This window comes from Streptomyces pratensis (assembly GCF_016804005.1).
Classification (GTDB): domain Bacteria; phylum Actinomycetota; class Actinomycetes; order Streptomycetales; family Streptomycetaceae; genus Streptomyces; species Streptomyces pratensis_A.
In genome coordinates this window covers 4,247,137-4,260,106 of record NZ_CP051486.1, presented here as the reverse complement: position 1 = coordinate 4,260,106, position 12,970 = coordinate 4,247,137, and the positions used below count along the sequence as shown (strand labels likewise).

The following is a 12,970-nucleotide window of genomic DNA, read 5'->3' as shown; positions in this document are numbered from 1 at the left end:
GATCGGTCTGCTTCGAGCGGGGTCCCGCGCCTAGAGCGTGTCTCCTTGATTTGCTCGTCGGTTGATCGGACATGTCCATCCGATTAGTGATCACTGATGCGATGTGGAGCCGGATCAAGCCGCTGATGCCAGCCGACCCGGTTCGCGGTCGGCGATGGGCCGACCATCGGCGAACCCTGGAAGCCATCGTGTGGAAGTACCGCACCGGCTCGCCTTGGCGGGACCTGCCAGTTGAGCTGGGCCCGTTCCAGACCGCTCACAAACGGCTGCTGAGGTGGGCCGCAGATGGGACCTGGGAACGGATCCTCTCTGCGTTCCAGGCAGCGGCCGACGAGGCTGCTGACATCGGCTGGACCGTATCAGTGGACTCCACCGTCTGCCGGGCCCACCAGCACGCCGCCGGAGCCAGAAAAAGGGGGCGCCAGATCGGGCTGAGCCCGAAGACCATGGTCTTGGTCGTTCCCGCGGCGGCCTGAGCACGAAGGTCCATCTCGCCAGCGATAGCCAAGCACGCCCCCTGGCCCTCCACGTCACCGCGGGCCAGGCGGGCGACGCGCCGGCCTTCGAGGCCGTCATGGCCAGCATCCGTGTTCCGCGAAGCAGGCACGGAAGGCCGCGGACCCGGCCGGACGCCGTCCTAGCGGACCGCGCGTACTCATCCCGCGCAATCCGTGAGCATCTCCGGCGGCGAGGCATCCGTGCCGTGATCCCACAGCCTGCCGACCAGGTCGGTCACCGGCTGCGGCGAGGACGCGCTGGTGGTCGCCCGCCCGGCTTCAACGCCGAGACATACAAGCAGCGCAATGCCGTTGAACGATGCATCAATCGCCTCAAGCAGTGGCGGGGTCTGGCCATGCGAACGGACAAGCTCGCCATGGCCTACCAGGCCGCACTGCACCTCGCCGCGATTCACATATGGACACGGTCCTGACTACGGGCCAGAGCCTAGGACAGTGGCCGACCGCCAAGGCCAGCCCGGCCGACTCCGCGAGGTGAGAAGGTCATCGGCCCTATCCATCCCTGGCGCACGAGGGCGATCTGGGAGGGCAGCGGTGACAACGGATCGCGTGCCCTCCCGCGCGCCCAGTTCTCGAACAGCCCCTCGGTCGTCTCGACTGCGGACACCACCATGGTCACCTTCAGGTCCCCGCCGCTCCAGGTGTTCCACAAGGCCCAGCCCTCCGGCCTGGGGTCGACGCCGATCCGTGCACACACCTCTTCGTACGCCTCCTCCACCCCGGCCGGCATCGCCCCGGGCTTCAACACCGAGGCGCCGACGAGGCGGACCAGAGGCCGGTCCTCGCCAAGGCAGCCGTCATCCTCGAAGTGGTAATGGCGCAGAGCCCGCGCAAGCGCGCGCACGCTGCGCTGGAGCCGTGTCGCCTCATCCGGATCTGCCTGGAGGGAGAGCCATCCTTCGTTGGACGCCTCCACGCTGACGCGGTTGGCGAGGCGCTCGATCTCCCGGAGATAGTCCAGGTCACTGAGCTCGGGTGAGTTCATGGCCCGAAGTTTCGCACCATGCCGCCAACGCCAACACAGATTATCGATCCAGCATGCAGCACCCTGCGCACCTCACTCCAAGAGACAGGCCCTAGCCGTCACGGGGCTGGTGGTGTGGTGCCAGCCTGACCATGGGTGCACTGACGCTTGGTGTCAGGGCAGTTCGCGGACTTCGATTTCCTGCGTGGTGCCGTGAATCCAGCTCCGCTGGATGAGCGTGTTCCATCCGGCCTGGCTGGGTGCGGCGGCCCGGATGCGGTCCATGCGCCCCGGAACGCGCCCACCGACAGTATCGACAGGGTAAGCTGTCGATGGCGCAGGCTGACAAAATATCTTGTCGAAATGATTCTTGGCAGTTATGTTTGTCGCATGGATGATTCGGCAATCCCGACCCCTGACAAGAACGACGAGAACTTCTGGACCACCGTCGCGACTCAGGTGGAGCCCGCCTGGAGCGAGCCCACCGAGGACGACGCGTTCACCATGGACGACAGAGTGCTCGCCGCGGTCCGCGCACTGACCGAAGGGATCTCGACGCGGGCGCTGGCTTATCACGCCGTCGGTAAGCCCTTCGACAGCGCGCTCATGGCTGCGCCCGATGTTCAGCTGGCGCTGCTACGGGCACTGTACGAGGCCAAGCAGTCCGTGGACCGGCTGGCGGAGAGCGCTGCGACCGTGGCCGGTCGCGGTGGGGCGAGCTATGCCCAACTGGGAGCGGCCTGGGGCGGCATCAAGCGCCAGTCGGCTCGACTCAAGTGGCCTTACGCGGTTGCGAAGAAGTCCGCCAGCGAGTCCATCCCGCTTCGCTACGCAGGCGGTACAGCGGTCATTCACCACGAACCTGATGCTGACGCATGGTGGTACGCGGCCATCGCTGCGGACCAGCAGGAGGAAGAGTCCGAGGCCGTCCACGCCAATTCCACCGAGGCCATCGCGCGGGCCACCGAGTTCCTCCTGGAGCATGCTCAGCCCACCCGGCGGACTTCTGCGTGAACGTTACGGTTTCCTGCTGCCTGAGCTGCATACGGCTGGGCCACACAGGGCGTTCGGAGGCCGGTAAAGACAGGGGGATGCTGGGAGGGGCCCTTACGGTTCGCGCGCGTTGTCACACCCTCGCCATGACGGGGACGTCACCACACAGCCCACGCGCGGCAGCTCTCAGTGCCCGACGCCCGCGACGTCGAGCATCTGGTGCATGAGCGCCGCGGGCAGCGTGGGGTTGCCGGCGGCCGCCCGTGGCGTCCCGTCCGCGCCCAGCAGGCCTACGAGTCTTGAGAGCGGAAGTCGCGGGTCGGCCGCTGCGTGGCGGCGCACCAGATCCGCCGTGTCGTGCGAGAGCCGTTCGACGAGGTCAGGTTCGGCCTGCGGGTCGAACATGGCCGCATACCGCAGCCGGTAGTTGGGGTTCTCCGCGAAACGGGCCAGGCCGGGGCGCGGGAAGTTGCGGTGAAACGCCAACGCGCCCCAGCTCAGCCCGTTCCAGTCGGCGAACATCTCCACGAGCAGCTCGTGCGGGGCGTCTTCGTTCTCGCAGAGCATCAGCCTGACGTAGTAGTCGTCGTCGGCCGCCAACCGCTCGACGACGTCTGCCGGCAGCGCAGGTGCGCAGGTGACGGCCCGGCGTAGTACGGCATGGCTGGAGGCTGCGATCTCCCTCAGCGCATTCTGGTCGCCGAATCGTTCCCTCACCCAGGCGGGCACCGGTTGGCGGCCCGGGGGGACGCTGTAGTCGATCGCCGCCCGCTGCTTCTCGGTCAAATCCGGGCGGAGGGAGACGGCGAGTCGGACGGAGGGCTCGGGGTCGGCGGTGAGTGTGAGGGCGAGCGCCTTGGGGACCTGAGGGTTGTGGGCGGCTCCGTGACGCAGAGAACTGTCCTCGTGGGTCACGAGGAAAGCGGCCAGGGCCGCGTCGACGGGAGCCGTGAACGCAGCGTCACGGCGGCGGCGTTCGTCGGTTTCGGAGAGGAAGCCCTCGACCGTCGTGGGCAGGGGGACGGCGACGTGAGCGGCCCGTGCGACCGCCTTGCGCACGTGGGGATCGGGGTCCGCCTCTGCTGCCGCGCGAACCTCCGGACGCAGCCTGGGCCAGCTCCAGGACCCGATGGAAGCTGCCCGGACAAGCGGGTCAGGATCCTCGGCCAGTGCCAGCGCGGTCCCGTCCGGCAGGCCGGCCAGTCCGGTGGCCCACCACCGCATCCGGGCGTCAGGATCGGTGGCGAGCCTCAGGGTCAGCTCTGCGGGCAGTGCGACTTCGTACTCGCAGGCCGTCATCACCGCGATACGTCGCACTCTGGGGTCCGTGTCCTCGGCCAGTACGGCGAGCGCAGCAGGCGGCAGGTGCGGATTCTCGGCGAGGATCCGCCGGACCCAGGGGTCTGGGTGTGCGGCGGCGGCTCTCACCGCCCCGGGCGACAGCTTGCGATAGGCGAGCAGGTGGCGGGCGTCGGGCAGCGGGTCCACCGTGAACACACGCCGCAGTACCCCGTCCGGCGCCGCGCTGTTCATCGCGAGCCCTGCGATCCAGTGTTCGTGCAGGGCGGTGTCGGCTCCGAGCAGCCGCAGCGCTTCGGAGCGATCCGCCTCCGTCGCTTCCGACACCCCGAACGCCACCTGTGTCAGCTGATCGCCCCCGTACGCCATGCAGTGATCTTCCCAGGTGCGTCGAACGGGGTGTGCCGGAGGGGCCCTATTCGCATCGATCGTCGAACTGACCTTACAGAGGCCATTGTTGACGTGACTCTCTGGAGAATTCGTAACAAAACCTCAAACCTCCTGTGTGGTTGTCGATGGCCGGCCGGGCGGTGACGGGCTTGCCCTGTAGCCGGAACAGCTCGGCGATGATCAGTCCGGCCGGGCCACTGCCGAAGTGCCGGGCCGCCAGAGACGGAAGGCGTGTACGGGGATCCCGCCGGCGGTCCCACCTGTCGCAACCCACGTCCCTGAGCGGCCGCGCCGATCATGATTGGTAGCCTCGAAAGATGACTGCGACCTTCGACGATGCTGTCCGTGCGCGCCTGCGAGGCCCTCATATCTGGTACGTCGGTACCGTGTTCGCCGACGGAGCACCGCAGGTCAGTCCGATGTGGGTCGACCTCGAGGGGGAGACCGAGCTGTCCTTCAACACCTCGGTTGGCCGGGTGAAGGAAGAGAATCTGCGCCGCGACCCCCGCGTCTATCTCTCGCACGCGGATGCCGCCGATCCCTTCGATCGAGTTCAGATCAGCGGCGAAGTGGTCCGCTTCATCGAGGGCGAAGAGGCTCACGACCGGATGGACCGGCTGGCCAGGAAGTACCTGGGTGTCGAGCGCTTCGAATGGGTCATGCCGGGGGAGCGGCGGGTCGCGGTGATCGTGCGCCCTGTCAAGGTGCGGCACGTCGTCGGGGTCGAGCGATTCCGGCCCGGAGGCCCCGTTCCCTCACCGTGACGGGCCTTCGCAGGACCTGTTTTACCCGGGAGGGCCGGATCGCGGGCCGCCGGTACCGGAGTGCACCGACCCCGTGTCCCTTTCAGGGGCCGCTGTCCGTCAGCCGAGCCGTTCGCGCGGGCCGTACGGCGTGGTGGTGGAGGGCGGCGTGCGGATCACCTTCCACGGGTGCGTGGTCGGTGTGCACGGTCGCTGCGGTCAGCCGGGGCACGGCATGGATGAGGGCATGTTCGGCGGCGACCGCGATGCGGTGGGCCCCCACGACGGTCAACTGAGGGTCCACGATGATGTCCGCTTCGGCGCGCAGCGCGTGGCCGATCCACCGCATCCGCACCTGGCCCGTGCCGAGGACGCCGTCGACACCCTGGAGAGCGGTGTGAGCGGCGTCGACGAGGCCGGGAGCGACGGAGTCCATCAGACGCCGACAGACCTCGCGGGCCGCATTCTTGAGGACCAGCAGGATGGCGAGGGTGATGAGCAGTCCGACGACCGGGTCGGCCGCGCGCCAGCCGAGTGCTACGCCGCCCGCACCCAGCAGAACGGCCAGCGAGGTGAATCCGTCGGTCCGTGCGTGCAGACCATCGGCGACCAGGGCTGCGGAACCGATACGACGTCCGGTGCGAATGCGGTACCGGGCCACCCACTCGTTGCCGACGAAGCCGACGAGCGCGGCACCGGACACGGTCCACAGGTGAGTGACGTCGCGGGGGTCGATCAACCGATCGACAGCCGCGTAGGCGGCCAGGGCCGCTGAAGCGGCGATCGTGGCGACGATGAAGATGCCCGCCAGGTCCTCGGCCCGGCCGTAGCCGTAGGTGTAGCGCCTGTTCGCCGCCCGTCGGCCGAGGTGGAACGCGATGCCCAGAGGGACGGCGGTGAGCGCATCCGCCGCATTGTGGATCGTGTCACCCAGCAAGGCCACTGACCCCGACAGGGCGACAATCACCGCTTGGACGACGGTGGTGACGCCCAGCACCACCAGCGAGATCGACAGCGTGCGCATTCCTTCCCGGGACGTCTCCATCGCCGCGTCGACCTTGTCGGCGGCCTCGTGGCTGTGGGGCCTGACCAGGTGTGCGAGCTGATGCCGTAGACGTGCTCCACGCGAGAGCCCGTGATCACGATGGACGGCGTCGCGGTGGTCGTGACCGTGGTGCTCGTGACCGTGGTGCTCGTGCGCATGAGTGTGCCGATTCCCCTCCATGCAGGTCACCATGACGCACGAATCGGATTGCAGCTACTACCGTCATACGCTCTGTGACCAGGTGCGATGTGCCCGCAACAGCGCCTTCGAGGCGTCTTGTTCCCGATTCCCAGGTCAGCCTGCCGTGCACGTTCCCTGCGCGACTGAAGTTCTGTGTGAGCGAGCCTTCGATTCGGTGCGGCGGGCTCGGAGTGGGCAGCACATACGGGCGTTCTCTGGGGCACGGAGCGTTCCGCAGGGGCGCCTGCGGTTCGAGCGACTTGCGCTGCCGCGCTCACCCACGGGAGGGCCGCCTTCCCCAGGCGGCTCGGGCTTCGGCGGCAGGCCGGACGTGGCCGGTGATGCCTGGCTCGGCGAGGACGCGCACCGGCCACGGGCGGCCGATCCGCCTTCCGGCGCGCGCAGCAGCACTTGCTGGACTTTCCGGGGCGGTCCAGGATCGTAGTGAGTCCTCGCAGCAGCTGCAACGCCTGGACGCGCTCATTCGTCGGACACCGCAGATCGCGATGCCGTGCTGCCGACGGAGGCCCGGTGGTAGGCATGCCTGCCGACCTCTGCACACGGTGTCCCCCACCGCCCAGGGGCGGGACACAGCGGGACGGGGCACGCGTCGTCCGGGGCACAGGGGGTACGCGAGGTGCGACGCAGGCCCGCCCCCGAACCGGAACGGGCGCGCACCGACGGGAGTGACGACATGACAGACCGCAGGCCCCAGGGCACCGCCTACACCGGAGATGAGGGCACCCCGCCGCCCGTACCCGCCGACATGCCCGACCAGCAGGTCCAGGACGGCGAGGATGCCCTCGACGTGATCGTCCCGCCGAGTAGCGAACGCACGGAAGCGGAACCGCACGCCGGGCCCGACGCCGACAGGCCCGACCCGGACGAGGCCGGCTCCGGCCGCAGCAGCGCCCGCAATGCGGGCGTCCACCCCGAACACCCCACCCCGGACGAGTCGACGGGGTGACTCGGAGCCGCGTACGCGAGTGTTCGGCGGGACGGGAGTTCGCGGGCTGAAACCCCCTGCCGGCGCATACCGTGGAACCCGCCGGCACAGGAATGAGCAGGCCGCCGACCGGCAGGAACGGATTCACGTTACCGGGGCGGGCCTCCGCCTGGAGTGAACCGCGCCGCATCAGCCAGCCGGCCGTGATCGCCCTCTTCCGCGCACGGCACCGCTTTCCGGCGCCCAGGGGCAGGCATTTCGGAGGGCTGCCGCCGACGCGAGGTACAGCGTCGGGACCCTCCCTCGTCCTTCGGGCGCTTGGCGGACGCTCCTCCGGCGCTTGGCGGACCGCCGAACGGGCTGCGCCGACACTGTCCCGGTACCAGCGCGTCTCCCCGCCCCGCGGGGCGCGGGCGCGCCCCGCGTGGCGGACCCGCGGGGCGCGGCGCACACTGGCGTGGGACGGCGGCAGTCCGGAGAGGCCTGGGACGATGGGCGAGTACGCGGAACTTCCCGGAGTCAGGACGTGGTACGAGGCAGCCGGATCCGGCGGTCCGCTGGTCCTGTTGCACGGCGGCTTCTGCACCAACGACACGTGGGGGGCGCAGCGCGCCGACCTCGCATCCGCATACCGCGTCTTCCTGCCCGAGCGGCGTGCGCACGGGCACACCCCCGATGTCGCAGGGCCGCTTTCCTACCAGGACATGGCGGACGACACGGAGGCCTTCCTGGAGACGGTCGTCGGGCAGCCGGCCCATCTCGTGGGCTGGAGTGACGGGGGCGTCGTCGCGCTGCTGGTCGCCATCGCCCGTCCCGACCTGGTCGGCAAGGTCGTGGTGATCGGTGCCAACTTCCGTCCCTCGCCGGAGTGCTTCGCCGAACCGGAGATGCTCGACACGATGACGCCGGGCAGCGCCGATCTCGCGTTCTTCCGGCAGATGTACGAGGCCGTCACCCCGGACGGCGCGGACCACTGGCCGGCGGTGGCTGAGAAGGTCGTCGACATGTGGCGCACCCAGCCGACGCTCACCACCGGGGACCTGGCCCGTGTCGAGGCGCCCACCCTCATCGTGGTCGGCGATGACGACATGATGACGCTGGAGCACACGACTGCCCTCTATCGCGCGATCCCGGGCTCCCAGCTCGCCGTTGTCCCCGGGGCTTCCCACCTCGTTCCCCTGGAGAAGCCGGAGCTGGTCAACCGGCTGATCCTGGATCATCTCGCTGAGGGCGAGGTGGAGACGATGCTGCCCATCCGGCGCGCGCCCGCACCAGAGGCCACAGACGGCACTGCGGGCTGACCGAGGCCGCTGTCCGTACCGGTCGACCGCTCGCCCGCGCGACTGCCGGCTTCCTGGGGGCACCTCGTGTCCGCGCCTCCGGCGTCAGGAGCAGGCAGCCCTGTCCAATGGCCGCGCGTCGCGGCCGGGCGGGGATGGGCCGCAAGATGTCTCGCTCGACACGGCGACGATCCCGGCGGCCATAGGGAGGACGGCATCGTCGTGCATCGGTCCGCCCGAAGCTGCCCCGGCTCCGCCCCAGGCGGTCGGAGCGAACCGCCGGCGGACAAGTGCCCTTGCCGCCGACGGTGTTACGCCCCGCACGTGCGAGGCGTAACACCGCATACGGAGGGCTGCTCGCACCCCTGGGAGCGGCGCGGGGGGTGTTCCCGCGCCTTGCGCCCAGCCCGCTGCTTCCGGCCCGTGCGAGGAGGGTTCAGACGTCCTGCCTGGCCCGAGCCATCTCGTGCACCCGGCCGCGGACGAGGAACCATCCACCCACCAGGGCCGCCGCGATCAGAGGCAGGAACATCACGGTCGTCCGGCCGACGCCGCCGCCCCACCACATCAGGAAGGCCACGCCGACGAGGAAGAGCAGGGTGACGATCTGGGTGTACGGAGCCCAGGGCAGGCGGTAGGAGGGCCTTGTGACCTGGCCATTCTGCGAGCGGTGCCAGAACACCAGGGAACAGAGCATGATCATCCCCCAGGTCCCGAGGATTCCGATCGACGCGAAGTTCAGCACGATCTCGAATGCCTGGCCGGGTACCACGTAGTTCAGCCCGACGCCGAGTACCCCGAAGCCCGCAGTCAGCAGAATGCCGCCGTAGGGGACCTGGCCCTTGTTCATCAGGCCGGTGAAACGGGGTGCGGAACCTGACAGAGCCATCGAGCGCAGGATGCGGCCGGTGGAGTACAGGCCGGAGTTCAGGCTGGACAGTGCGGCAGTCAGCACGACCAGGTTCATCACGCCTGCCGCACCAGGGACGCCGAGTTTGTCCATGACGGTGACGAACGGGCTCTGGCCCCCGGAGTAGGCGGTGTACGGGAGCAGCAGTGCGAGCAGCACAACCGAGCCGACGTAGAACAGTCCGACCCGCCACATGATGGAGTTGATCGCGCGGGGCATGATCTTCTCGGGGTTCTCCGTCTCTCCGGCGGCGATGCCGCACAGCTCGACGGATGCGTAGGCGAAGACGACGCCCTGGATCACGAGCAGCATCGGAAGTGCGCCGACGGGGAAGACACCGGTGTCCGACACGGTCGACAGACCCGGGGTGTGGCCGTCCACCGGATGCTGGGTGACCACGAGGAAGATACCGATCAGCATGAAGGCGACAAGCGCCGCCACCTTGATGATCGCGAACCAGAACTCCATCTCGCCGAAGTACTTCACCGAGATGAGGTTGGCCGCGAGCACCACGGCGAGGGCGATCAAGGCGAGGATCCACTGCGGGACGTCGCTGAACATGCCCCAGAAATGCGCGTACGTCGCCGCTGCCGTGATGTCCGCGATCGCAGTGGTCGACCAGTTGAGGAAGTACAGCCAGCCGGCCGCGAAGGCGCCCTTCTCACCCATGAACTCACGGGCGTAGGAGACGAAGGCGCCGGACGACGGGCGGTAGAGGATCAGCTCGCCCAGTGCGCGCACGACGAAGAACGCGAAGACACCGCAGACGGCGTAAGCGATGGCGAGCGAAGGGCCGGCGTCGGCGAGACGTCCGCCCGCGCCGAGGAACAGCCCCGTGCCGATCGCGCCGCCGATGGCGATCATGTTGATGTGGCGGGACTTGAGGTCCTTGCTGTAACCGGCGTCGCCGGCGTCCACGTGGGGGGAGCTCGCCGCCGGTGTGCCGGTGGCGAGCTGATCGGCTGCTGTGATGCTGCCGTCACTCATGGAGGGGGTTCGCCTTTGTGAGGGGATGATGGTCAAGCCGGGCCCGTGGGGGGGGGGGGGGGGGGGGGGCCCGGCGATGGCTCGAAGGCGCATGATCAGGAACCCTGTGATTCTGGCAGTGCGCTCGACCTGTCGAAAACAAATCTGAGGTATTCCAGAGGTTTTGGCAGAGTAAAGTAGGCGAGCAGCCGTTCGATCGCGAAAACGACGAAAGCGCGGATCTCGCGGCCGCGTGGCACCCGTCCGGCCGGACGGGGGTGGAGGGGAGGCGGCCCCGCCGCGGCGGCCTCGGCCCCTGTCCCATCCGTGGTTGCCCGTAGCGGGGCTTCGCCGGACGCGGTGACGGCGGGCCTTGCCGACAGGCAGAAATGGCGACATCCTGTCCGCGGGCCGCCCCTGTCAGTCGAGTCGCCCTGCTTCGGGGAGTGGTTACCGAGGCAGGCACGGTGTTCTGCTGCCGGGCTGGGGCAAGCCGAAGTGCATGGCCGCCGGTGCCTGCAACTGACCGAAGTGGTGGGCGCGCCATGAGTGACATGTGGACCGGTGGGAAAGTGGGCCTCCGAGGCGTCGAGCCGGAGGACTGGAAGGGCTTCCGGGACCTGGCTCGGAACTCCGTCGACGTACGCAACGCAGATTTGATCGAACCTCCGCGCTCTGCTCAGAGTTTCCGGATCTGGACCGCTGAGCGTGCGGGGCGGCCACCGGGCGGCGAAGCGTTTCGGCTGGTGGCCGAGGTGCTGGCCGACCGCGCGTTCGCGGGGACGGTAACGGTCGGAGAGGCGGACAGTCGCGCCGGACGGTTCAAAACCGGCATCGAGATCTCCCGTGATCACCGAGGGAGAGGGTATGCGACCGAAGCCACCGAACTGATCCTCACGTACATGTTCGCGGAGCAGCGCTACAACAAGTGTGAGGTGGAGGTCTACGCGTTCAACGAGGCGTCCCTCGCCCTTTACCGCAAGCTGGGCTTCGCGATCGAAGGACGGCTTCGCCAGCACGAGTATTTCGCCGGCGAGTACCACGACGTTGTGCTGCTGGGAATCACCGCCGCTGAACACTGGGCCACGCACCGGCGCCCGTCGGTGCAGTGACCTGCGCATCGTCGCGTTCGGCGGTGTGGGCGGGCAGAGCAGGGTGCCTGGCTTCGTCGGGGGCACGGTGAGGCACCGTTGCCGTCACCGCGTTACCGGCACAGTGAGTGTCGTCGTCACCGATTCACCGGCCATGTGACGCTCCGCCGCCGTCATCGCATCACCCAGGCTCTGCCGCCTCGTCGTCCATGGGTATGCCCAGTTCGCCCACCACGGTGGTGAGGGCCTCTCCCAGCGGGAGCGCGACGCGGGTGAGGGCGTGCCGGTCGCCCCGGGTCGGGTCAAGGTTGACGACCAGTACCGGCTTTCCGGCCTGAGCCGCCTGGCGAACGAACCGGAGCCCGGACATCACTGTCAGCGATGACCCCAGTACCAGTAGTGAGGTCGCCTCGTCGACCAGATCACGGCAGTGCTCGACCCGCTGCGGGGGTACGGATTCGCCGAAGAACACCACGTCCGGTTTGAGGAGACCGCCGCAGACCGCGCAGTGCATCACGCGGAAGTCCCCGACCTGCCCGTCGCTGAGGTCGGCGTCGCCGTCCGGATTGATTGCGGCGTCCACCGGACCGAAGCCCGCATTGGCCTCCTCCAGGCGGCGGGCGAGCTCTCGGCGCGGGCTGAGGGCGCCGCAGGAAAGGCAGACGACCCGCTCCAGGCTTCCGTGGAGTTCCACGACGTCCCCGCTGCCGGCTGTCTGATGCAGGCCGTCGACGTTCTGGGTGATCAGTCCCGAGAGCACGCCGTGCCGTCCCAGCGCGGCCACGGCTCGGTGCCCGGTGTTGGGGCGGGCGCGGCCGAAGGTCCGCCAGCCGAGGTGACTGCGTGCCCAGTACCGCCTCCTGGCCTGGGCACTGGCGGTGAAGTCCTGGTACGTCATCGGCGTGTGCCGGCTCAGGCTTCCGCCCTCGCCCCGGTAGTCGGGGATGCCGGACTCCGTGGATATGCCCGCACCACTGAGTACCAGCACACCGCCTGTGCGCAGCGCGTCGGCAACCGGCGTCAGGTCACTGGTGCCGGGCGACAGGTCCTCGGGAGGGACCCAGTTGAGAGTGGGCCGCATGCGCATGACCCCAGGATACGGAACAGGCTGTCATCAGTCCCTCTCCGAGGTCGGGACGGCCGCCCGGCCGTTCGGTGTCCCAGGCGTAAGAGGTGCGAGCCCGCTCATCCGGCAGGCTCACCGCTGCTCGTGCCCGGACCCCGGTACCGCACTCGCTCGGCTCCTCTCAGGGCGTCCAAGGTCTCATCGACGGTCAGAAGGACGGTCGTCTCGAACGAGCTGAGCGCTCCGCCCCCACTGATCGCCAGTGCGACAGCTGCCATGGACACGTTGTCCGGGGCTTCCCACAGGTTGTAGCCGTCGTGCGTGCCAAAGGCATACCAGAACCCGTGGAGCTGCCCGCCGACCGACTCGATGTACGACTGAGCGGCCTTGGCGCGGTCCTCGGGGTGGCCGATCATCCTCGCCCAGGTCTCCGGCGTGTAGCTGAACCTCGATAGATAGAGCGGCATGGCGTCTCTCCTTCCTGTCTCACCAGGGGTGCCCCCGCGGGCTGTAGGAGCTCCCGGCGCGGCCCCCGAGTCCCCCGAACGGCCGGTGGCCATGACCGTCGTGGCCCTGCGG

General features: G+C 68.8%; 12 protein-coding genes. 6 read left to right on the top strand and 6 right to left on the bottom strand.

The annotated features are described in order from the left end of the window. Positions 1-71: 71 nt before the first annotated feature. Positions 72-931 (top strand): IS5 family transposase gene (locus tag HED23_RS17130; RefSeq protein WP_203184259.1). Its coding sequence is split into 2 segments (ribosomal slippage): positions 72-423 and positions 423-931, totalling 861 coding nucleotides; the frame shifts between segments, so codons are not numbered across the junction. Positions 932-945: 14 nt separating this feature from the next. Here the strand turns inward: HED23_RS17130 and HED23_RS17125 are convergent. Continuing rightward, the gene (locus HED23_RS17125; RefSeq protein ID WP_203184258.1) at positions 946-1,503 is read right to left on the bottom strand and encodes a hypothetical protein; all 558 of its coding nucleotides are present in this window, start codon (positions 1,501-1,503) and stop codon (positions 946-948) included. A 369-nt stretch (positions 1,504-1,872) separates the two neighbouring features. Between HED23_RS17125 and HED23_RS17120 the strand changes: the two genes are divergently transcribed. Further along, positions 1,873-2,496 carry a hypothetical protein gene (locus HED23_RS17120; protein WP_203184257.1) on the top strand — a complete coding sequence of 208 codons (624 nt, stop codon included), beginning with the start codon at positions 1,873-1,875 and terminating at the stop codon, positions 2,494-2,496. A gap of 165 nt (positions 2,497-2,661) precedes the next feature. Here HED23_RS17120 and HED23_RS17115 read toward each other — a convergent pair whose 3' ends face one another. Beyond that, positions 2,662-4,143 carry a hypothetical protein gene (locus tag HED23_RS17115; RefSeq protein ID WP_203184256.1) on the bottom strand — a complete coding sequence of 494 codons (1,482 nt, stop codon included), beginning with the start codon at positions 4,141-4,143 and terminating at the stop codon, positions 2,662-2,664. Positions 4,144-4,481: 338 nt separating this feature from the next. Between HED23_RS17115 and HED23_RS17110 the strand changes: the two genes are divergently transcribed. Beyond that, a complete protein-coding gene (locus tag HED23_RS17110; RefSeq protein ID WP_203184255.1) occupies positions 4,482-4,928 on the top strand; it encodes a TIGR03618 family F420-dependent PPOX class oxidoreductase in 447 nt (148 codons plus the stop codon). A gap of 82 nt (positions 4,929-5,010) precedes the next feature. Here the strand turns inward: HED23_RS17110 and HED23_RS17105 are convergent, their stop codons facing one another. Next, positions 5,011-6,132, bottom strand: a complete 1,122-nt coding sequence (locus tag HED23_RS17105; RefSeq protein ID WP_203184254.1) for a cation diffusion facilitator family transporter — start codon at positions 6,130-6,132, stop codon at positions 5,011-5,013. 694 nt (positions 6,133-6,826) lie between these two features. Here HED23_RS17105 and HED23_RS17100 point away from each other — a divergent pair. Continuing rightward, positions 6,827-7,099 carry a hypothetical protein gene (locus HED23_RS17100; protein ID WP_203184253.1) on the top strand — a complete coding sequence of 91 codons (273 nt, stop codon included), beginning with the start codon at positions 6,827-6,829 and terminating at the stop codon, positions 7,097-7,099. 470 nt (positions 7,100-7,569) lie between these two features. After that, entirely contained in the window at positions 7,570-8,379 is an 810-nt protein-coding gene (locus tag HED23_RS17095; protein WP_203184252.1) for an alpha/beta fold hydrolase, read from the top strand. Between the two features lie 415 nt (positions 8,380-8,794). On the opposite strand, the gene HED23_RS17090 is transcribed toward HED23_RS17095, so the two are convergent. Then, positions 8,795-10,255 carry an amino acid permease gene (locus HED23_RS17090; protein WP_203184251.1) on the bottom strand — a complete coding sequence of 487 codons (1,461 nt, stop codon included), beginning with the start codon at positions 10,253-10,255 and terminating at the stop codon, positions 8,795-8,797. Between the two features lie 524 nt (positions 10,256-10,779). Here HED23_RS17090 and HED23_RS17085 point away from each other — a divergent pair. Then, positions 10,780-11,346 carry a GNAT family N-acetyltransferase gene (locus tag HED23_RS17085; protein WP_203184250.1) on the top strand — a complete coding sequence of 189 codons (567 nt, stop codon included), beginning with the start codon at positions 10,780-10,782 and terminating at the stop codon, positions 11,344-11,346. Positions 11,347-11,506: 160 nt separating this feature from the next. Here HED23_RS17085 and HED23_RS17080 read toward each other — a convergent pair whose 3' ends face one another. Then, positions 11,507-12,412: an NAD-dependent protein deacetylase gene (locus tag HED23_RS17080; protein ID WP_203184249.1), complete on the bottom strand. Its 906-nt coding sequence runs from the start codon at positions 12,410-12,412 to the stop codon at positions 11,507-11,509. 98 nt (positions 12,413-12,510) lie between these two features. Continuing rightward, the gene (locus HED23_RS17075; protein WP_203184248.1) at positions 12,511-12,858 is read right to left on the bottom strand and encodes a GYD domain-containing protein; all 348 of its coding nucleotides are present in this window, start codon (positions 12,856-12,858) and stop codon (positions 12,511-12,513) included. Positions 12,859-12,970 lie beyond the last annotated feature (112 nt).